The organism is Kribbella sp. NBC_01505 (assembly GCF_045040285.1).
Classification (GTDB): Bacteria; Actinomycetota; Actinomycetes; order Propionibacteriales; family Kribbellaceae; genus Kribbella.
Map to the genome: position 1 here is coordinate 5,362,605 of NZ_CP109425.1, position 21,688 is coordinate 5,384,292.

At 65.1% G+C, this 21,688-nt stretch carries 13 protein-coding genes and 1 pseudogene; 5 read left to right on the forward strand and 9 right to left on the reverse strand.

Annotated elements, in window-relative coordinates; translation table 11 throughout:
- Positions 1 to 66 precede the first annotated feature (66 nt).
- Positions 67 to 1,284, forward strand: a complete 1,218-nt coding sequence (locus tag OG474_RS25345; protein ID WP_405056056.1) for an MFS transporter — start codon at positions 67 to 69, stop codon at positions 1,282 to 1,284.
- Positions 1,285 to 1,417: 133 nt separating this feature from the next.
- Here the strand turns inward: OG474_RS25345 and OG474_RS25350 are convergent, their stop codons facing one another.
- A complete protein-coding gene (locus tag OG474_RS25350; protein WP_405056057.1) occupies positions 1,418 to 2,755 on the reverse strand; it encodes a UDP-glucose dehydrogenase family protein in 1,338 nt (445 codons plus the stop codon).
- A gap of 135 nt (positions 2,756 to 2,890) precedes the next feature.
- Here OG474_RS25350 and OG474_RS25355 point away from each other — a divergent pair, with 135 nt between their 5' ends.
- Positions 2,891 to 4,054 carry an acyl-CoA dehydrogenase family protein gene (locus OG474_RS25355; RefSeq protein ID WP_405056058.1) on the forward strand — a complete coding sequence of 388 codons (1,164 nt, stop codon included), beginning with the start codon at positions 2,891 to 2,893 and terminating at the stop codon, positions 4,052 to 4,054.
- Positions 4,055 to 4,069: 15 nt separating this feature from the next.
- Here OG474_RS25355 and OG474_RS25360 read toward each other — a convergent pair whose 3' ends face one another.
- The 4 genes from OG474_RS25360 to OG474_RS25375 all read right to left on the reverse strand — a co-directional run bounded on the left by OG474_RS25360 (position 4,070) and on the right by OG474_RS25375 (position 7,309).
- Complete coding sequence (locus tag OG474_RS25360) at positions 4,070 to 4,537, reverse strand: tyrosine-type recombinase/integrase (protein WP_405056059.1); 468 nt, start codon at positions 4,535 to 4,537, stop codon at positions 4,070 to 4,072.
- Positions 4,525 to 5,394, reverse strand: a complete 870-nt coding sequence (locus OG474_RS25365; protein WP_405056060.1) for a tyrosine-type recombinase/integrase — start codon at positions 5,392 to 5,394, stop codon at positions 4,525 to 4,527. The genes OG474_RS25360 and OG474_RS25365 overlap by 13 nt, the downstream gene beginning before the upstream one ends.
- A gap of 87 nt (positions 5,395 to 5,481) precedes the next feature.
- On the reverse strand, positions 5,482 to 6,555 hold the full coding sequence (locus OG474_RS25370) for an IS630 family transposase (protein ID WP_405056061.1): 1,074 nt from the start codon (positions 6,553 to 6,555) through the stop codon (positions 5,482 to 5,484).
- A 157-nt stretch (positions 6,556 to 6,712) separates the two neighbouring features.
- On the reverse strand, positions 6,713 to 7,309 hold the full coding sequence (locus OG474_RS25375) for a hypothetical protein (RefSeq protein ID WP_405056062.1): 597 nt from the start codon (positions 7,307 to 7,309) through the stop codon (positions 6,713 to 6,715).
- Positions 7,310 to 8,195: 886 nt separating this feature from the next.
- Between OG474_RS25375 and OG474_RS25380 the strand changes: the two genes are divergently transcribed.
- Both OG474_RS25380 and OG474_RS25385 read left to right on the forward strand, forming a co-directional pair.
- Positions 8,196 to 14,699, forward strand: a complete 6,504-nt coding sequence (locus OG474_RS25380; protein ID WP_405056063.1) for a DUF6531 domain-containing protein — start codon at positions 8,196 to 8,198, stop codon at positions 14,697 to 14,699.
- A 12-nt stretch (positions 14,700 to 14,711) separates the two neighbouring features.
- The gene (locus OG474_RS25385; RefSeq protein ID WP_405056064.1) at positions 14,712 to 14,936 is read left to right on the forward strand and encodes a hypothetical protein; all 225 of its coding nucleotides are present in this window, start codon (positions 14,712 to 14,714) and stop codon (positions 14,934 to 14,936) included.
- 208 nt (positions 14,937 to 15,144) lie between these two features.
- On the opposite strand, the pseudogene OG474_RS25390 reads toward OG474_RS25385, so the two are convergent.
- A pseudogene (locus tag OG474_RS25390) lies at positions 15,145 to 15,985 on the reverse strand (IS1634 family transposase); the annotation flags it as partial.
- A gap of 141 nt (positions 15,986 to 16,126) precedes the next feature.
- Positions 16,127 to 16,786 carry a reverse transcriptase domain-containing protein gene (locus tag OG474_RS25395; protein ID WP_405056065.1) on the reverse strand — a complete coding sequence of 220 codons (660 nt, stop codon included), beginning with the start codon at positions 16,784 to 16,786 and terminating at the stop codon, positions 16,127 to 16,129.
- Positions 16,787 to 17,894: 1,108 nt separating this feature from the next.
- On the opposite strand from OG474_RS25395, the gene OG474_RS25400 reads away from it, so the two are divergent.
- Positions 17,895 to 18,650 carry a tyrosine-type recombinase/integrase gene (locus OG474_RS25400; RefSeq protein ID WP_405056066.1) on the forward strand — a complete coding sequence of 252 codons (756 nt, stop codon included), beginning with the start codon at positions 17,895 to 17,897 and terminating at the stop codon, positions 18,648 to 18,650.
- Positions 18,651 to 18,816: 166 nt separating this feature from the next.
- Here the strand turns inward: OG474_RS25400 and OG474_RS25405 are convergent, their stop codons facing one another.
- Both OG474_RS25405 and OG474_RS25410 read right to left on the reverse strand, forming a co-directional pair.
- On the reverse strand, positions 18,817 to 21,264 hold the full coding sequence (locus OG474_RS25405; RefSeq protein WP_405056067.1) for a tetratricopeptide repeat protein: 2,448 nt from the start codon (positions 21,262 to 21,264) through the stop codon (positions 18,817 to 18,819).
- A 49-nt stretch (positions 21,265 to 21,313) separates the two neighbouring features.
- Positions 21,314 to 21,646 carry a sigma factor-like helix-turn-helix DNA-binding protein gene (locus tag OG474_RS25410; RefSeq protein WP_405056068.1) on the reverse strand — a complete coding sequence of 111 codons (333 nt, stop codon included), beginning with the start codon at positions 21,644 to 21,646 and terminating at the stop codon, positions 21,314 to 21,316.
- Positions 21,647 to 21,688 lie beyond the last annotated feature (42 nt).

A 21,688-nucleotide genomic window follows, 5' to 3' on the forward strand; every position in this document is an offset into this window, starting at 1 on the left:
GGTTTTTCACCGGCTTCGTGGGGTAGTCGTCAGATCCCACCCAATTGTCGTCTAAGGTCGTCGATCGTGACTCCGCCCGCTGATTCGGATACGCAGCGCATACCGGTCCGTTACTGGATCTGGTTGTTCGGTGCTGCCGTGTCGCTGCTCGGTGACCTGACGATCACTTTCGCGATCGGCTGGTCGGCCAGCAAGCACGGCGGCAGCGTTGCGGGCCTGATCCTGCTGCTCGCCGCCGCACCGCGCGCTGCGCTGCTCCTGGTCGGGGGTGCGGTCGGCGACCGCTTCGGTGCACCGCGCGTCCTGTTGATCAGCTGTACGGCGATGTTCGTCGTCACCGCCGCGTTGGTTCCGGCGACTCTCGCGGTCGAGGAGCCGGTCTGGCTGCTCGTCTGCCTGGCGCTCGTGGTCGGCGTGATCGACGCGTTCTTCCTGCCGTCGTCACGCGCGATGCCGCGCCTGCTCGTCCCGCCGCAGCAGGTCCCGCGGGCGCTGGCCAGCTTCCAGGTCACCGGGGTCGTGTTCGCAGTCACCGGTACGGCGGTCGGCGGCATCCTCGTCACGTGGTCCGGGCTGACCGCGGCCGCCGCGTTCGACGCGATCACCTTCGCGATCATGATCGTCGTACTGCTCGTGCTGCGGACCTCGACCGCCGCGGCCCCGCCGAGTCAGGCGGGCATCTTCAAGTCGATCGCCGAGGGGCTGCGGATCGCCTTCGGCAAGCCGCTGACCAGGGCGCTGCTGATCACCATGACGCTCGCGGCCGGTCTGCTGATGCCGATGGACTCGCTGGTCCTGCCGCTGCTCGCTCGTCACCACGAGTGGGACGCGAAGACCGCCGGCCTGGTGATCGCCACCCGCAGTCTCGGGGTCGGCGTGGTCTCGGTGCGGATCCTGGTGAAGGGTGCGTTCCAGCGGCCGGGTGTGGTCGCGATGCTCGGCCTGTTCTGCGCCGCGATCGGGTACATCGGGCTGTCGATGGTCGACTCGATCCCGCTCACCATCGCGGCCGCCATCATCAGCGGAATCGGCGTCGGCGCCTTCACCGGTCACGTCCTGCCGCTGCTGATGAACTCGGTCGAGCGGAACTACCAGTCCCGCCTGCAGTCCGTCATCGTCCTCTGCCAGAGCCTCGCCCTGGTCATCATGAACCCGCTCCTCGGCTGGATCTCCGACCAGCCGGTCGGCATCACCGGCGTCTGCCTGGGCATCGGCATCGCCGTAGCCCTCATCGGCGCCGTAGCCCTCTCCCGCCGAGTAATCCGCACCGCCACCGTCTCCTGACCGCCCCCATCTGATGGGTTACCCCATCAGCTTGTGGATTCTGGACCCGCATGCGAGTGCAAAACCCACAACGTCCCGGGTGAACCCACCCCGTGGCACAGGCAGTCGGCGCGGTGGTCTGGCGGTGGGTGGGTCAGGGCTTGCCGGGGGCCCGGTAGGTCCAGCCGGCGGCGCGCCAGGTGGGGGCGTCGAGGAGGAGGCGGGCGTCGACGACCACGGGGGACTCGACGGCACCGCGGAGGGCGGCTGGGTCGAGCTCGCGGAACTCGGGCCACTCGGTCAGGTGCAGTACGGCGTGGGCTCCGACGCAGGCCTCGGCGGCTGTGGAGGCGTAGCGCAGGGTCGGGCGGACCTTGCGGGCGTTCTCCATCGCTTCCGGGTCGTAGACGGTGACCGTGGCGCCGTGCAGCGAGATCCGGCCGGCCACGTCGAGCGCCGGCGAGTCGCGGACGTCGTCCGTACCGGCCTTGAAGGCGGCTCCGAGGACGGTCACGTTCTTGCCGATCCAGACGCCGCCGAGGACCTCGTGGACCAGGTCGACCAGGCTGGCGCGGCGCCGCTGGTTGATGTCGTCGACCTCGCGGAGCAGCGTGATGACCTCTTCGACGCCGAGCTCACCGGCCCGGTGCATGAACGCGCGCAGGTCCTTCGGCAGGCAGCCACCGCCGTACCCGGGGCCGGCGTTCAGCATGCCGCGGCCGATCCGCTTGTCGTAGCCGAGCGCGTCGGCCAGCTGGGTGACGTCCGCGCCGGTCGCGTCGGCCATCTCGGCCAGCGCGTTGATGAACGAGATCTTCGTGGCCAGGAACGCGTTCGCGCCGCCCTTGACCAGCTCGGCGGTCGGCAGGTTGCACACGACCACCGGCGTACCCTCGCTGATCGGTGTCGCGAAGACCTCGCGCAGCCGCTCTTCCGCCGCTGAGGTCTGTACGCCGAACACCAGTCGATCCGGGTGCAGCGTGTCGTCGACGCCGTGCGCCTCGCGGAGGAACTCCGGCTGCCAGGCGATCTCCACCCCCGTCCCGGCCGGGGCCTCGGCGTGGAACCGCGCTTCGACGACCTTCGACGTGCCGACCGGGACGGTGGAACGCCCGACCACCAGCGTCGGCTTCGTCAGCAGCGGCGCGAGCATCGAGACCACCGAGTGCACCTGGGACAGGTCGGCGGCCTCGCTGCCCTCGAGCTGCGGGGTGCCGACGCAGACGAAGTACACGTCGGCCCAGTCGCCGATCTCGGTGTAGTCCTTGGTGAACCGGAGCCGGCCGGAGTCGACGTGCTTCTTCAGCAGCGGGTCCAGGCCGGGCTCGTACAACGGAGCCTTGCCGTCGTTCAGCAGCTTCAGCCGGTGCTCGTCGATCTCGACCCCGACGACGTCGAAGCCGAACTCGGCCATCCCGGCCGCGGTGTTCGCGCCGAGGTAGTTGGTGCCGATCACGGCGATCCGCAGCGGGCGGGAGGTCGCTTCACTCATGCCGGGGACTCTACCGACCGCGGTTATCGCCCGGTGACCGGCTCATGGCCAACGGGGTTCCGGACCGTGCGCTGTTCGTCACTTCGCGCATTCGGCAACTCCCGGTACGGCGGCATTCGTCGTACCATGTGACTCGTGAGTAACTCATTCGACCTGTACGCGTTGTCCGAGGAGCACGAGGCGATCCGGGAGGCCGTCCGCGACGTCTGCGACGCCAAGGTGGCCCCGCATGCCGGTGACGTGGACGAGCTGGCCGAGTTCCCGAAGGCGTCGTACGACGCGCTGAAGGCCTCGGACTTCCACGCCCCGCACATCCCCGAGCAGTACGGCGGCGCCGGGGCGGACGCACTCGCGACGGTGATCGTGATCGAGGAGGTCGCCCGGGCCTGCGCCTCGACCTCGCTGATCCCGGCCGTCAACAAGCTCGGTTCGCTGCCGCTGCTGCTGTCCGGTTCGGACGCGGTCAAGCAGGCCTACCTGCCGCCGGTGGCCGCCGGTGACGCGATGTTCTCCTACTGCCTGTCCGAGCCCGAGGCCGGTTCGGACGCCGCGTCGATGAAGACGCGCGCGGTGCTCGACGGCGACCACTACGTGCTGAACGGCGTGAAGCGCTGGATCACCAACGCCGGCGTCAGTGAGTACTACACCGTCTTCGCGGTCACCGACCCCGACGCCCGCTCCAAGGGCATCTCGGCGTTCGTCGTGGAGAAGTCCGACGACGGCGTCTCGTTCGGCGCCCCGGAGAAGAAGCTCGGCATCAAGGGCTCCCCGACCCGCGAGGTCTACCTCGACAACGTCCGGATCCCCGTCGACCGCCTGATCGGCGACCCCGGCACCGGCTTCGGCACCGCGATGGCCACCCTCGACCACACCCGCGTGACGATCGCCGCCCAGGCCCTCGGCATCGCCCAGGGTGCCCTCGACTACGCCCTCGGCTACGTCCAGGAGCGCAAGCAGTTCGGCAAGGCGATCGCCGAGTTCCAGGGCCTGCAGTTCATGCTCGCCGACATGGGCATGAAGATCGAGGCCGCCCGCCAGCTCACGTACGCGGCCGCCGCCAAGTCCGAGCGCGGTGACGCCAACCTGACCTACTTCGGCGCCGCCGCCAAGTGCTTCGCCTCCGACGTGGCCATGGCCGTCACCACCGACGCCGTCCAACTCCTCGGCGGCTACGGCTACACCCACGACTACCCCGTCGAACGCATGATGCGCGACGCCAAGATCACCCAGATCTACGAAGGCACCAACCAGGTCCAGCGCATCGTCATGGCCCGCCAGTTGCTCAAGGGGCTTGTCTGAGGACGTTTCCGCAGGTCAGGCGAGGTTCGGGCCATGGTCGGGAAGATCGGCGTCCAGCGGATAATCACGGGCTGGCGAGACCCTGCTCCGTGACTGCTCCGTCAGCCGCCGACGCATGCGCGCCATCCGGCGATCCATGGCCTGGCGTGCTCTGTCGTGAGACGACGGCAGAAGATGGGTGTAGATGCGTAGTGTGAAGCCGGAGTCGCGGTGGCCGAGGTAGATCGCTAGCTCCTTGATGTTGACGCCGTCGTTCAGCGAGACGCTCGCGTAGTGGTGCCGAAGAGCGTGCAGGCCAGTTCGCCTGTCGGTCACGAAGTGCCGGCGCCCTCGAGCGTCTCGCGTCGGCGGCGGGATGACGCCAGCCGTGCACAGGGCGGGCTTCCAGATCTGCTCGTCGTAGTTGCGAGCACGGATCTGCTTCCCGTCGTTCCAGGTGAAGATGAGCCGGACCGTCCGCGGGTCGCCGGTCAGTTTTCCCACGGGAGCGTTACCTCCGTAGCGCCGAACTCCTCGATGTGGGCTCTAGTGAACTCGGCGACCTCGTCCGACATGGGGACACTCCGGACTCGATCGTTCTTCGGTGCCGCGAACACGAAGTCCTTGCCGAGCTTCTTGACCTGGCGCCGTACCCAGATGACCTTCGCCTCGTAGTCGAAGTCTTCCACTGAGAGCCCGAAGATCTCTCCCTGCCTCAGTCCAGCGCCGCCGCCGACGATCGGAACCAGCCGAAACTGCGGCGGGTGCGCCGCCACGATCGCGTCCACCGTCTCCTCCGGCCAGACGAGGATCTCCGAATCGGGCACCGGCGGCCTCTTCACGGTCTTGGACCGCGCCGGGTTTCGCTTGAGCGTCCCGTCTTCGACCGCCAGTTCGAGACACCCGAACAGGACCAGGAACGCGGTCCGCGCTGTGGACGTGCCGAACTGCTCAGTCAGCGCCCGGACCCACTCGGCGATCTCTGACGGCCGTATGGTTCCGACCGATCGCTTCCCGAACCTTGGCTCGACATGCAGCCGCCATTTCGACTCGTACTGGATGTCGCTGGACGGATCGACCGAACGCGACCTCAACCATGCCGTCCCTACCTCTTCCAGTCGCACCTTCCCGGCCCGCGGATCGACATACTCCCCGCGCTCCCGATCCGTCTCCATCGCCGACCCATGGCGACTGGCCACGGTTTTCGTATCGAACGCCGCCGAAACCTCCTTCCCCTCCGGCCCGATCCACACGGCGAGCCAGCGCTTTCCTTTCCCCCACCGCTTCTCGTTCCGCTCCCGCACAACTGTCCCATCAGCCTGCTTAACAGGCCGCGTCCACTGATCCTTTACGTACGCCATCGAACCTCCAACTCAAGGGATCTGGAGGAGCTCAACGGTTGGCCATCAGCGCTTTTGACTGAGCGACACCGATGACGTGTTCAGGTGCTAGTGGACCGTTTCTGAAGTTTGGTGACGGTTGGCCTTCTTGAGGATCTGGTCGGGTGTTTTGGTCCAGACGAAGGGGTGGCAGCGGTCGTTCCAGCCGTCGACGAAGGTGCGGATTTTGGCGTTGAGGTCGCGGACGGATCTGAAGGTGCCGCGGCGGATGGCTTGGCGTTCGATGATGCCGAACCAGACCTCGACCAGGTTGAGCCACGATCCAGACGTTGGTGTGAAGTGCGTGTGGATCCGTGGGTTGGCTGCCAGCCATGCCTTGATCTCGGGGCGCTTGTGGGCGGCGTAGTTATCCATCACCAGATGCAGGTCGGTGTCGGGATAGGCGCGGGCGACCTGTTTGAGAAAGGCCAGGAACTCTTGGTGGCGGTGCCTGGGTTTGCAGGCCGCGGTCACCGTTCCGGTGGCGATTTCCAGTGCCGCGAACAGGGTGCTGGTGCCGTGCCGGACGTAGTCATGGGTGCGGCGCTCGGCCAGGCCTGGCTGCATCGGCAGCATCGGCTGGGTCCGGTCCAACGCCTGAATCTGGGACTTCTCGTCGACACACAACACGATCGCGTTGTCCGGCGGCGCCAGATACAACCCGACCACATCGGTGACCTTGGCAACCAGTTCGGGATCGGTGGAGAACTTGAACGTCTCACTACGCCACGGCTGCACCCCATAGGCACGCCAGGCCCGGGCCACTGTCGCGTTGCCGATCTTCAGCCGCTCGGCCAGCAACCGAGACGACCAATGCGTCACACCCAGCTTCTTCGGCGGCGGCTTCAACGTCTCGGCCACGATCATCTTGTGATCGATCAGCCGCGGCCGGCCCGACCGATCCGCATCATCCAAACCCGCCATACCACTGCGCTCGTAACGCTGCCGCCACCCGATCACCTTCGGACGAGACAACCCCACCTGCTCCGCAATCGCCGTGTTCGCGACCCCCTCAGCAGCCAGCAAAACCACCCGCGCCCGCACAGCCAACCCAGCCCGCACCGACGTCGACCGAGTCAACGACACCAACCGCTCCCGATCACCCTCACGAAGCACCAGCGCAGCAGCAGGACGGTTCGGCATACCCCATTCTCACCCAACCCCAACCCCAACCCCAACCGTCACCTAATTAATGACACGCGACACTAGCCGGTCTGGTCTGTCCGGCTGGCAGAGTCACCAAAGGCATCCGGACCGTGGAGATCTATCGCCGCGTAGGTGCCCCTGATGCCTCATCTCGTCACCACTGGGCTGCCCGTTCCGTGAACAGTCTCTGGTTGTGACGTGCACGAGCTGGGATTCCTGTCTTGAGGCATCGGCGGCACACAATGGCTGACCGCGGAGGCGGCTCAGGCGCCGTTTCAAGGAAGGCTCGAATCTCGTACTCCCGATAGGCCAGTGGACCGGTGAACGTGTGAAGCATGTGAAGGAGCGCGAGCTGCGCCACGGTTCGACTGCTTGCGTTCGGCGGTACGGCGACATCCAGGCTCGACAATGTCGGCAGCGGGCTCTCTCGGAGGCGGACGACGGCGTGGACAAACCCACTGTCGACCAGGCGTTCTGCTTTTGCGATGTCGGAAGACTCTTTGCCCTGGTGCCAATATGCTCCGTCGTACTCGACCGCCAGCCGGAACCTGGACGGCAGCTCGAAGAGCATGTCGATCCGAAGCCGCCCGTCCCACGGGAACCGAACGTCTTGCGCGCCTCCACCGATCATGAAGTCGAGCAGGTTGAAGATTTCGGCCTCCAGCTTCGACGACCGCGGGTCGGACCCTGATGAGCAACCGGCCAGACCACAGCCCGCGCGGTATCGTCCCCGGCTCGAAGAAGATCTCATAACGGAGAACATAGGTGCCGTCACCGACAGTTCTCGGCCGTCGCCCCCCTTCGGAGACCGCCGTCCACCGGTTGGCGAGTTCGGGTCCGTGGTGTCGGTGATGCATCAGCGCTCGTTACACCGATGAACCAGAGGCTTCCCGGACGCAGCGTCGCAGCAAAGAGCTGAGGTTGCTTGATCTGAGAGCCAGCGAAGGACTCGAACCCCCAACCACCGCTTTGCCCCGCCAGACATCTCAACACCTGCCAAAGTGGTCTGAACATGACCATGACCTGCGGAAACTATGGTTGATAGTTGTCGTTGATTCTCATCGTGGACCAATGCTTGCCACTCAAAGTGGTCAGTAAACGGCCAGTGATCAGCGGAGTTCGAGGCCGATACGAAGTGCACCCGCCCGTCCGCCGACTCGCCGCGGAGGCACAACCTCTGGGAAGCCTGCTACCAAGAAGATGCAGCCCCAACGGACCCCGTGGCCTTCCATCGAGACCTGCCACTCGCCCTGCGCCGGCTTCGTGACTGGACGTCATTGCTCGGTTGCACACGGACCGTTCATCGTGGCTCGCCCGAGTCTTGATCCTTGAAGTTCATGGAGCCTCTTCCGCTCGCAGCGGCAGCCCCAGCGCGTCGCTGATGGCGCCGGCGGTATCGATAATTGCCAGCCGCAACAGCCCTCACCCGGCCGGCACGTGCGTGTGATGTTGACAACATGCACTGCAGCTTGATGCAAATCCTGTAACGGCGCGGTGTGAGAGGACGATGCAGCGGCTGCTGGCCACTCTCGACGAATGTCCCGTCGTCGAGACTGTCCCTTGGCCGGCATGAGGTGAGGTGTGTCGTGTACGTCTTAGATCGCTCTCAACGCGCTCGTGTGCAGTGGTTCCCACGGGTGGTGGCACTGGTCGTAGCGTTTGCCTCGATACTTGTGGCTCTGCATGTGAACTTGCCGGCATACGCTGAGGTTCGTGTACTTGAGGTGGCCAAGGTAACTTCGCGTCCGGACCCCGTTTCGGCGATGGTGACGGCCAGATCGCAGGGCACCAGGATCGAGGTCGAATCCATGCGGTCGGAGACCGCGACAACCTGGGCGAACCCGGACGGCACGATGACAACCGAGGCGCATATGGCGCCGGTGCGGTTCAGGAATTCGTCCGGGCAGTGGCGATCTGTCGATCTGGATCTCGCCAAGGCCACGGACGGGACAGTTGCCCCTAAGGGACACAAGCTTGGACTGAGGCTGGGCAAGCGCACGGCGGGGCCGGGTGGGGTGTTCGCGTCGGCTGCTTCGGCCAACGGCGGGTTGATGGAGTGGCTGGCGCCGTTCCGACTGCCGGAACCTTCGGTCGACGGGACGAAGGCGACGTACGGCGAGGTGCAGCCGGGCGTTGATCTGGCGCTCGATGCGCGACGCAACGGATTCGAGGCCGACTTTGTCGTGAAGACGCGGCCGGAGTCGGCTCCGGTCTGGCGCTTTCCGCTGCGGACGAAGGGGCTCACGGCCCGTGCAGCGAAGTCGGGCGTGGTCGAGTTCGTCGACGCGAAGAACGTCGTAAGGTCACGGATCCCGGTGGCCTACATGTGGGACGCCGCGAAGGACCCGGTCACGGGTGAGCCGGTCAACAAGACGGTCGTGAATGTGTCGGTGGAGCAGGTCGCTCCGGGTAAGGCGACGCTTGTGGTCGCTCCGAACGCGGAGTGGTTCATGGACCCCGGTCGTGCCTTCCCAGTCACAGTAGACCCGACATACGTGGCTGGCACGGCTTCGCCGGCATTCGATACGTTCGTGCAGACGAGCGTGGAGACAGATCTGTCGTCATTGACGCAGTTGCAGGTTGGGCGGAACGGGACCCATCAGAACAGGGCCTTCTTCAACTTCGGTACGGCGCCGTTCCGGTCGAAAGACATAGTTTCGGCGGCCTTCTCGTTGTATCAAGACGCCGCGACGACCTGTACGCCGACGGTCGTGAATCTGTATGGCGCGGCTCCAGCATCGCCGGACACCACGTGGAAGAAACAGCCCGAGATTTCACCGACGTTGTCGGGGTCTGTGAGTGCTGCGAAGGGTTTTTCGGGTTGCGCGGCGGGCCGCATCAGCATCCCGATGACGGCTCTGGCGCGGTACTGGTCGACGACTCCGGCGGGGACGGTCGGTGCTGTATTGGAGGCGGCCGATGAGTCGGATGCGACGGCGTACAAGCGGTTCAGGTCGATGGAGTCGGAGACCGATCCGTCGGTATCGTTCACGTGGAACCGTCCACCGAACGCTCCGGCGACAGCGGAACCGTCCGAGGCAGTCGCATATGCGGCTCCGGGTGAGACTTCTTCAGCGTTGTATTCGTCGACCTTGCGTCCGTGGGTGCGCACAAAGGCGACCGATCCGGACGGGAATACGCTGAAGTACATTTTCGAGTTCTACACCGGTTCGGGCTCCACCCTCAGCGTCAAGGGGACCTGTACGTCGTCAATCTACGCCTCCGCCACGACGGCGGGTTGCCGCCCTTCGACCGACCTTCCGGATAACACGCTGCTCTACATCCGGGCGAAGGCGAACGACGGCCGCCTGGACGGTCCGTGGGTGAGCTACAACCAGCGTCTGCGCACCGGAGCGACGACGCCTGCCTCTCCCGTGGTTTCATGCCCGGCTCCGTACGGCAACAACACGTGGCAGGACACGGCTCCGACGGCGGACGTGAAGTGCACGCTCACCGCGACCGGTAACGGGTACAACGCCCCCGGCCATCTGCGCGTCGTCATCGACGGCAAGCGCCCGTCCGCGAACCCGGTCGGTGGCGCCGAGGGACAGATCAAGATCACCCCGTCGAGCGACTCGGCGGTCGCGAAGTGGGACGTGATCTTCCCGAAGAACCAGGCTGGCCTGCACACGATCGTGACCCAGGCCGAGACCCCGGCGGGCAAGCTGTCGGCTGGCGTGACCTATAAGCTCGGCTGGGGCGGTACGACACTCACGTCACCGTCCGCGAGCCCCCGGATCACGGCCGCTGACGACATCCACATCACCGCCGCAGGTCCGCCAAAGGGAACCGCATCATCGGTCAAGGCCAAGGTGAAATGGCGCGTCTCCGGATATGGCGGTTCGGACGACTTGGTCGGTTGGAACGACTCGACCGAGGTTCCGGTCACTGACAATGGTGCTGGCGGGGTCACGGTCGACACACTGTGGGACACGATGAATGCCGAGTCCGACGTTAACCTGGACTTCAATCCCGACACCGCGACCATCGAGGCCACTCCGCTGAACCCGCGGGTTCCTGTGAAGCTCGACGTCCAGGTCTGCTTCCTGTACGGCACCGCTGAGCAGTGCACTTGGTCGCAGGCCCCGGGGACAACCGTCCAGCGGCTTCCGCATGCCTTCGGCAGCGGCTTCCCAGTCGCCGACGCGGGGCCGGGTCAGGTCGCTTTGTGGACAGGAGAATTCAATACGTCATCCACAGATGTCTCCGTGCCGGGCTATCTCGGGGATATGACGATCTCGCGATCGCACACAACGTACGAATCGCCGGGAAATCAGGTCACCGGGGTCTTCGGACCAGGCTGGGTCGCAGAGTTCGACGGAGCCGACGTCGGTGCCGCAGGCATGCGACTCATCGACTCCACACGCCTCGACGGAACCCTGGTTCTACAGGACGAGGAAGGCGCTGCGCAGGTCTTCGAAGGACCTTCAGGAAAGCGTCGCACCTCTGCGATCTTCGAGGTCGGCAAGTGGGTCGCCCTCGACGAGGCAACAGCACAGACAACCTCGAGTCTCAGCGTGAGCGGTTCTGGTGCCGCCACTGTGGTGTCCTACACAGAGGAGGACGGCACCGTCACGACCTGGTCGCCCAGTTCGCTCCCGACTGCGGCCGGAGAAACGGTGTTTCGGCCTACCGCTGTCGCCGAGGTGGGATCGGCGTCTGAGACGACGTACGCCTACGGGGATGGTGGCCGCATTGCGCGCATCTTGGCGCCTGTGCCAGAGGGAGTGACGTGTGGGACCTATTCTGCATCGGCTCCACTGGGCGGGATGAAGGCGGGCTGTCGCGCCTTACGCTTCGAGTACACGACTCCGAAACCAGGACAGGTTCGACTCAGTAAAGTATGGCTGGACACATACAACCCGGCAAAGGCCGGCGGTGCAGACGTCGAATCGTTCGTCGTCGCGACCTACGCCTATGACGCCAACGCTCAACTGGCGAAAATCACCGATCCGCGATCGGGCTTGTCGACTGAATACGGCTATAACGCTGCCGGGGTCTTGTCCACAATCAAGCCGGCAGGGGAGATCCCCTACCAGTTCGATTACTTGAGTGTGGACGGCCGCCTGAAACTCGACACAGTCAAGCGTGAGCGCCCTGCAGGCGATCCGAGCGGAGGCGTCGCTGTTCTGGGCAAGTACGTTTACGACGTACCGTTGTCTGGCAGCGGCCTGCCCGATATGAGCATTGCCTCAGTAGCCCGTTGGAACCAGCGGTCCGTCCCGGCAAGGGGCTTTGCGGTCTTCAGCCCGGACCGCCCGCTTGCAGGCGCGCCGACGGCGGAGGACTGGCAGTACGCAGAGTTGCACTACGCCAACGCTGCTGGGTACACGGTTAACTCCGCGAAGTACGGCGCAGGCGATTGGCAATACACTTCCATCGATTACAATGACCAGGGCAATACAGTTCGTGAGCTCGACGAGCGTGCTCTGCGGTTGATTATCGACGGCAACCTCACTCCCGGAGCGACAGCAGATCAGCTTGCGTCCACGACGGTCTACAACTCGGAGATCAAGAACGCAGGCGGCGACGCTGTGATGACTCCAGCCGGAACATTGGTGACCGACTTCTACGGGCCGGCGCGATTTGCTGCGCTCAAGGACGGCAGCGTCGCTTGGGTTCGCCCGCACACTCGGACGACGTTCGACCAGGGAGCTCCCAACGGCGGACTGAATCCCAGTACTTCGTTGCCTTACCGGCTCGCTACGTCGGAGACGTCCTACGCGCAGGACCCAGGGACCAAGGCCGACATCGAGATCACTGGCCGGACGCTGACCGACTACTCCGCGCCGGTCGCAGGAGACGCCGATGGGTGGGCTCAAGGGAGAATAGGGAAGTCCATCAACGACGTCGACCTCGATGGCGTCAACAGTTCCAGTGACATTGTGAAGTTGACGCGGTACGACGGTGATGGCCGGGTGATCGAAACCAGACAGCCGGCCTCCAGCGGTACGGACGCTGGGACGACAAAGACCGCCTACTACTCGAGCGGCGCTCAGAGCGGGACCCCGGAGTGTGGTCTGCGGCCGGAATGGGCCGGTCAGGTCTGCAAGACCTATCCGGCCGCGCAGCCGACGTCCGCCTCGGGACCGACGCCGACCCTCCCCGCGACAACGACGAAGGCGTACAGCTATCTCCTGGCGCCGACCGTCGTCGAAGAGGTGTCTGGTGCGGTCAAGAGAACGACCACGACCACGTATCTTGCCGATGGTCGCGCCGAATCCACCGGAACTGCTGTGACCGGCCTTGCTTCCTCCACGCCGAACACCATGAAGATCACGAGGTACGACGCCGCGACAGGTGAACCAGCGACAGAGACCGCATACAAGGCGGATGGGTCGATCTCGAGCAGCGTGACAACGGGGCGAGATGCCTGGGCACGGGAGGTCTCATATCAGCCGTCGGGTGAGGGCGCTGCCGTCACGACCTATGACGCGGCGGGTTACGTTGCGAGGGCGACCGATGCCAACGGCTCGACAACCTACACCTACGACGGCGTCGACGCCGATGGAAAGATGGAGCGCCGCGGCTTGGTAACCCGGGTCGACGTCATGACCGGGGGATCGACCTGGACCTCCCAAGGCGCGTACGAATCTGACGGGTCGCTGGCGATGCAGAAGCTGCCAGGCGGCGTTTGGCAGTACGACGACACCGATGCCAGCGGGGAATCCACCGGGCGACGCTACGCCGGCCCGGTCACGACTCAGAACGGCGACGGGTCGACAACAACACAGACGGCGGACTGGCTCTCTTGGTCGGTCGAGAATGACGTAACTGGCCGTATCACTCACGAGTGGACGCCTGATGGAGTTGCGTTTACCAGCCCAACCGGTGGTGCGCTACCTTACGATCGGCGCTACACGTACGACAACGCCAGTCGCCTGACGCAGGTCAACGACCGGACCGCTCCCAGTTCGGGAGCTGACATGACGGACCCAGCGCAGGTCCCGTGCACGACTCGCACCTATAGCTTCGACCGCAACGACAATCGTCAGAGCAAGTCGACCGCCGGGACAAGTCCGGATGGTTCGTGCACGACGGATGGGGCATCGACAATCGCCCGAGTCTTCGATACGGCCGACCGCCCCGTTTCCGGTGCCAACGGCTCTGGATCGTATACATACGACCAACTCGGTCGCACGGTCAAAATCCCGGCCTCAGATGCTCCGAACTCGGCGACCGGAGACATTGGCCTCAACTACTATGACGATGATCTGGCACGCAGCATCACTCAAGGCGGTACCACGACAACGTTCGAGTTGGACGCACTCGACCGTCGGTCAGTGGAGACAGCGATCACTGCGGAATCGAGCACTCAGACAATCCGTCATTACACTGACGGCTCTGACAATCCAACGTGGGTTACTCAAGATGCGTCCACCCAGCGCTACGCGGAGATGGTCGGTGACGCCCTAACGCTCACGGTCGACCAATCTGGCATTGCAAATCTGACCCTGGCGAACCCGCATGGTGACGTTGTCACAACGGTCGGACTGCCTCCTGGCGGACAAGCAGCATCGATCGCGGGTTGGAGCAACTTCGACGAATACGGCAATGCCCCAGTCGCAGGCAGTAGGACAGGACTTCTCGACTATGGCTGGCTCGGAGCTCATCAACGGGCCGTGAGCGGAGCCGGCCTGACCCTAATGGGCGTCCGGCTTTACAACCCCACATCGGGCCTGTTTACGTCGGTCGACCCGGTAGTTGGGGGCAATCCGAACGCCTACGCCTACCCCTCCGACAGCGTCAACCGCGCCGACCTGTCCGGCAAGATGGATCCGGACGACCGGCACGGAAGCGGGCGACCGAGTGGGTTGACTGAGGCCGAATGGCGCGCGTGGACCAACCATAAGCAGGGCAAGCCGTTCGTTGACGAAGACTACAGGCGCGCCAGGAAGAAGATCGTAAAGCAGGAGAAGTATGCTGGCGATCGCAATAAGCAGAAGCGGGCAAATAACAAGAAGACTGCGCCGAAGAAGAAAAGGAAGGGCTTCACGAAGAGGGTTTTAAATCGGGTCAGGAACTGGGTGCTCAAATATGGCAGGCGCATCGCGAAATGGGTGGCTATCGCTCTCGGTGTCACTATTGTGATTGCCTGGGTCATGATCAACCTCGTCACCGGTGGACCAGTCTCCGCCTGATTGGAATAAGCTATGTCTGTTGACAAGTATTCGTGCCTTCATTTCTCGCTCAGCAGGAAGGTGGATGAGGCGGAACCGGCATTGGCGATAACCGCCCTGCTTCGCAGCCTGGCTGGGTATCTGGAGGAGATCGACGGTCTGACGGATGACGGTATTAAAGATATTGTGATTCGGCCAGAGATCGACATTGATGGCGACACCGATCTGATAGCAACTGTCTACTACTCACTGGACTGACCCCGGACTGGTCGGCACCGGCGTCCTGCCTGTGCCGGCCAGTCTGCCCCCCGGTTGGGCCGTTGGCGATGTTGCGCCGCGGCGTCAAGCCGAATGGGGTCAGTGGCGGCATCTGTCCTGAGTTGGGTCACTTGAACAGATTTCCAGGGGCTGGAACGCGCTGACCTGCGGGTACCTGAGTCTTATCAATTTAGTGCGCACTGTTCGGTCAGGTGATCTGGGCGAGGGCGTCGCGTAGGTCGGTGGGCAGTGGGTCTTCGGCGGTGAGGATGTGCTGGCCGGCGCGGATTCGGACGGTGTGGTAGCGGCGTGCGGTGCGGATGAACTTCTTGATCGACCAGCCGTTCCGGTCCTCGATGAATCGGGTGATGTCCAGGGCGGCGAACACGATCGTGAGGTGGGCATCGATGGATTCGCTTTTGTGGTGGTAGATCGGTCGCCCGGAGGTCGTGCTTGGACATCCGGAAGCTTTCCTCGACGCGCCACAGCTGGTGGTAGGCGCCGATCACGAAGTCCGCGGTCGGGTTGTTGATGTTGGTGGTGTAGCCCTTCAGGCCGGCCAGGCTGCGGGCCTTGGTCTCGAGGTCGCGGTTGATCGACTTCTTCGTGCCGGTGAGCTTGATGAACCGGTTGCGCTTCACCGCGACCTTGCCCGCGACAGCGCCTTCGGCCTTGGCGACTTTGTTGGTCGATGCCGCGCAGCGCCCGCCGTGGCCGGTCAGCCAGGTACTGGTAGTAGCTGACCTTGTCCCGACGTCCCGCGGCCTTCTGCGCCTGCGTGGCGGGCCAGGGCTGGGTGAACACGTGCCCGTCAGGGAAGTCTTCACCAGGGTGGGTTGTGCGCCCCTTCTTCACCACGTAAGGCATTTCGGGGATCAACGTGGCGAAGATGAACGACAGTCCGGCGTGGTCGATCGCGTGCTGGTTGGCATCAGAGATCATCCCCGCGTCAGCGATGATGGTGACAGCGGTGAGCTGGTGGACGGCCATGAAGGACTGATGACCGGGAGCATGGTCTTGGTCGTCGGGTAGCCCCGGACCGTTGCCGGGCCGGGGCCCCTCAGAACCGGACGTGCGGATTTCACCGCATCCGGCTCAAGCAAGTCCCTAGGGGCGTCGAGGGTGACGGGGCAGTGGTGCTGGCGTGTCCGGTGGCCGGCGGCGCCGTCGTCGCTGTTGCCAGTACTCGGTCAGGGCCGGGTCGTCTGGCGACGCGTCGGCCTTGACCATCCTGTGGCGACGGATCGGCGTCCACAACAGTTTCCGCAGGTAGGCGCCGGTCTCCCGGTCGCCGAAGATCCAGCGGTCTTGTCTGGTCGAATTGAACTGCCCGAAATAGCGGTCCACGATCCACTGGCCGGTCTTCGTGTTGTGTTGGCGTCTGCCCTACTTGAACATCGTCCACCACAGGGAGGAGTCGATGTCGTTGAAGACCTTCTTGGACACAGCCGTTCGGTAGTACGCGGCCACCCCCGCAGGATCGGGTTGAGTCTGCTGATCACCGCCGCCGCGGGCGTGCCGTGAAGACTGCGCACCTCGGCGCGCAGACGTGCACGGAACCGTTTGACCGCGGCTTTCGACGGCGTGATCAGCAGTTTTCCCGGGTTGCGGTAGTGGCGGACGGTGAACCCGAGGAAGTCGAACCCCTCGGACAAGTGCACGATCTGCGTCTTGTCCTCGTTGAACGCCAGCCCTCGGGGTGCCAGCCACGTGGCAAGGCGTTCCTTGACCTGCTCGGCTTGTTGCCGTGAGTGGCAAAGCGCCACCAGGTCGTCGGCATACCTGACCCAGCACCGGCGTGCCCGGTGCTGGGCACCCTCGCGTTGACCGCCAGGGTTTGTACCGAACACCAGCAGCGGTCTCCATCCCGTGCAAAGCGATATTCATCAGCAGTGGGCTGATGAGTCGGGTAAGGACGGCGCATTGCTGCGCCGCCCTCCCCTCAGAACCGGGCTGGAACATTTCTATTCATCCGGCTCAAGCAGGTCCTGTTGGCGTTGAAGCCGCAAGGAGTAGCGCTGGTGCTGCCGGTCGGGCGGTCCGGGGCCCTGCCCACGGCTGGTGGCGGTGTGGCTCGGAACGTCTTTCCAGCAATCCGATCTGCTCGCAGTAGAAGCAACGCCTGTACTGGTCAACGACCCATTGGACGCCTTCGCCATCGAGCGGATCAGCCGGTTGGCAGGCGGAGGGTGGGTAGGCATCCCCCTCTGCGATGGCGTCCTATCCGTCGACCAGGCCAGAACGCTCGCCATCCACACGCTGACCGCGACGGTGATCGTCGCAACCGGAAGCAGACGAGCACTACAACAGATGGCAGCTGAGTGCCTCAGCGATCTGTCCGCAAACTTCCCCCGAGTCCAAGCCGTGGAACTACCAGGCGCCCATACTCCATCCAGCCTGTGGAAGCCGCCCGGCGGCCACCAACGGCTACACGACGCGCTGCTCCAGACTCGTCCGCTCGCGGACTACAGACGACCTGGGAAGCGACGATCGAGCCGGTCGCAGGCATTGGAGCATTCCTCGCAGGACTCAGCTAACGGCCCACAAATGGGCCTGTGAGGAACCCACATCGAGCCCAAGAGACGAACAGTCCCATCGAGCGCCTGCAGGTAGCGCACGAAATGGCGCCCAGCATCGGCTACTGATGTCATCGGCTGGTCGACCCGGCGGCCCCTTTGTGCGCGGGGTGTCTTTGTCTTTCGCTAAGGCCGTGCAGCGACGAGACAGCCACCATCAAACTGGAGACGCATAATCCCTATTAAGTGATCGAGCCTTTCTGTTGTGGACCATCAGCACGCTGACGCGCTCGAACTGGCATCCAGAAGCCTCTCGGAGCGACCAGCAGCCGAGCAGCCCTGCCCAGACGCGGCGACGGAGACCGCAGTACGCCGGGTCCTGGGTGCCCGCCGGCCGATCGGCGCGGACCGGTAAGTCGTACCGGTTGACCGGTACGACCTTTTGGTCGAGGCGCTGACGCTTGAGGAGACCGCGCTGGCGGTGCTGTGGCTGGGCGGGACCCGCCGGGCGACCGCGCAGACGCGCATCGCGTACGCCGACGATCTGCTGCTGTGGGCGGACTCGGCCTGGCGCGAGCTAGGCCGTGAACGGTTCGCTCTGGACCTTCACCTCGGTGAGCTGACGATGTGGCTTACCCGTCAGGAGGATGCCGGCGCTGCTGAGTCGTCGATCGCCCGGCGGCTGTCGGCCTTGTCCAGCCTCTACCGGTACGCCGCGGGCTGGGGTTTCCCGGTGGTCTCCCCAATCCCCGACGATGATCACCGCCCGAAGGTCCGCCGCGGCCGCAAGGCAACATTGGCCCGCGTCCTTCAGGCTGAAGCCATCACGGCAATCCTCGCGGCCGCGGCCGACGTGCGTGATGCTCTGGCCGTCGGGCTGTTGTTCACCGGCGCTCTGCGGGTCTCCGAACTGTGCTCGGCCGACGACGCCGACCGCCAGGACGAGGGCCGCCGTACCTGGCTGGTCATTACCCGTAAAGGCGGCGCGCAGGTCCGGGTACCGCTCGAGACCGACTTCGCCGAGCTACTGGACCTGTACGTCACCATCCGGCCACCGTGGACCGGAACCGGGAGCCCGGCCCTGATAGTCGACGCAGCCGGGCACCGGGTCGACCGTCACGACATCACCCGGATGCTGCGCCGGCAGAGCATCACCGGCCGCCTCGGTGACCACTCCGGATTGCAGACCTTCGGGTGATCCTTCATCGTGCTGTACGCCGTCCGCGACGCTCGCGGCGGGGGCGAGCGCTGGCGAAAGGACATCCGTGACCGCGCGGTGGAAGCCCCGGTGGCCGCCGAAGGGTCTGGTCGACCGGCGTCTGTTCGAGTGCCCGGACAGGTGATCTGTCCGGCATTGCCCCCTGTCAGGCATCGGAGCTGCTGCCTGGTCTGTGCAACAAGCCTTCGAGGTTGTTCATCGCGGCGAGGAGCCCGGCATCCGCGGCCTCGCGCAACCAGCGTTCCGCTTCGACCAGCTCACCCCGGTGCTCCAGGAGGAGCCCGAGGTTGTTCATCGCGGCGAGGGACCCTGCGTCAGCGGCGGCGCGGTACCACCGTTCGGCTTCGACCAGATCACCTCGCTCGGTCAGGAGGATCCCGAGGCTGTACATCGCGTCGGGGAACCCTGCGTCGGCGGCGGCGCGGGACCAGCGTTCCGCCTCGACCAGCTCACCCCTCTTAGCCAGCATGACCCCGAGGCTGTTCATCGCGTCGGGGAACCCGGCGGCGCTGGCCGAGCGGAACCAGCGTTCCGCTTCGACCAGCTCACCCCGCTGCTCCAGCAGGAGCCCGAGGCTATACATCGCGGAGGGTGACCCGGCGGCGCTGGCCGAGCGGAACCAGCGTTCCGCTTCGACCAGCTCACCCCGCTGCTCCAGCAGGAGCCCGAGGTTGCTCATCGCGTCGGGATCGCCAGCGTCGGCTGGCTCGCGGTACCAGCGTTCTGCTTCGGCCAGGTCACCCTGCTCGGCCAGCAAGACGCCGAGGCTGTACATCGCGGCGGGGGACCCGGCGTCGGCGGCCACGCGGTACCAGCGTTCTGCTTCGACCAGCTCACCCCGCCCAACCAGCAAGATCCCGAGGTTGTTCATCGCGGCGGGGGACCCGGCGTCGGCGGCCGCACGGTACCAGCGTTCTGCTTCGTCCAGCTCACCACGACCATCCAGCATTAGCCCGACGCTGAACATCGCGCCTGTGAAGCCGGCGTCGGCGGCCGCGCGGAACCAGCGTTCGGCCTCGACCGACTCACCACGACCGTCCAGTACGAACCCGAGGCTGTACATCGCGTCGGGGAACCCTGCGCTGGCGGCCGCGCGGAACCAGCGTTCCGTCTCGACCAGCTCACCGCGACCGGCCAGCAAGATCCCGAGGTTGTACATCGCGGCGGGGAACCCGGCGTCGGCGGCCACGCGGAACCAGCGTTCCGCCTCGACCAGCTCACCCCGCTCAACCAGCCCGATCCCGAGGTTGTACATCGCGCCGGAGATCCCAGCATCGGCGGCCACGCGAAATAGACGCTCTGCTTTGAGCGGGTCACCGCTCTCGTGCAGCATGACCGCAAGCCCAGTAAGGTCTATCGGCGCGTCGGCCAACTCGTCAGCGATCACGTCCCAGGCCCGCGATGGGACCGCCTTCATGGAGTGCTTCCACACATGATCCAGGTAGTAGTCGTGAACGGCTAACCCGCTGCCGTCGGTCAGGTTCGTCAGCAGTCGCGCCCCCGACACGGGTGTACACGCCCACCGCAAGGCCTCCTGGAAGCGTTCCAGGAGCGATGCGTCATCGGGAGGCAGATACAGCGGATAGAGCTTCCGGACAAGATCGACGGGCGCGGGACGGGTCATTCCCGCTCGGTACCAGTCCGTGGCGGCAGCGACGACTGCGATTCCGGAGGCGGGCGGGTCGCCGGTCTCTACCCGCTCGACGAGTTCGGGTCCGGCGACGAGGTACTCACCGAGACCCATACCGTTGCTGAGGGCGTCGACCACGTCGGGGTGCCCGATGTACTGCTGGGCAGCCTGTTCCCGGTCAGCCTCGTCCCAGGTAGTGAACGCGACCAGGGCGCAATGGTCTTCTTTCGCCAATTCGATCACGTCGCTGCCGGGCGGCTTCAGTTCGTCTTTCGGTTTCAGGGCCTCGTAGGCGGCCGCGCGGATCGTTGCCACGACGATGACGCGATCTACCGTGAGCAACGACCGTACGACACCGGCATCGACACCGACACCGATGTGGCGGTCCATGTCGTCGAGCCAGACGACTGTTCCTGCAGTGACGACCTTCGCGGTCAGGAGTTCAGTCAATGAGTCCTTCCGGACCGGCGGCACCAGCACCGGGCGGTCACGGTACAAGGCTCGGGCCGTCTCGGCGGTCGAGCGCGACTTACCAGCGGCTGAGGGACCGTGCACGAGCACAAACCGGCACTCGGACAAAGCGGCGCGCAACTGCGGGTCCAGGACCCAACGCGAGGCATAGGACAGCTGGGCGATCGAGTCACTCTGGCTGTGACGCGGGACACGCACCCCCAGATAGGTCAGCTCGACCTCACCAAGCCTGCGCAGCCGCCCAGGCCTTCGCAGTTCCGGCGCGAGCCGCGCCACGACTGATCGCCGCTCCACGACACCGGCCCTGGACCATTTCCACAACACGGCGCACCCGCCAGACACCAATGCCACCAGCGCGACGACCGTGCCGATGACCTGAGCGCTATCCACTGGGTCAGCGCTGAACCAGATGACGGCCAACGCACCGCAACCGACCAGCACCAGCAGCCAGCCCAATAGCCAAGCGAGCGAGGCCCGCAACCACTCCCTCATGGCACCAGTGTGGCGTAACCGTGGGGCGAGAATGAGTTGCCGCCTTTGGTTATTGGAGAGGTCGTCCGCCGTCGTCTGCTTCGCCGGACTGCTCCGAACCTGCGCTGGTTGTTTGCCAGTGCCGTAGTAGCGGCAGCAGCCTGCCGCGGCCGCGGGCGGCTCGGCTCCTGACCGTGCCGGGTGCGACGCCAAGGATGGCGGCGGCTTCCTCGATCGAGTAGCCCTCCAGGACGACGAGAACGAGCGCGGCCCGCTGGTGCTCGCTGATCTGCGTCAGCGCGTTGAGTACTTCGAGCCGACGCTCGCGGACCTCGGCTGCGTGGCGCTCGCCCTCGGGCAGCGGGTCGGCGACCCGGATCTGCTGGCGGCGGATCCTGTCCAAGCAGGCATTCACGACGAGCCGGTGCAGCCAGGTGGAGACCCT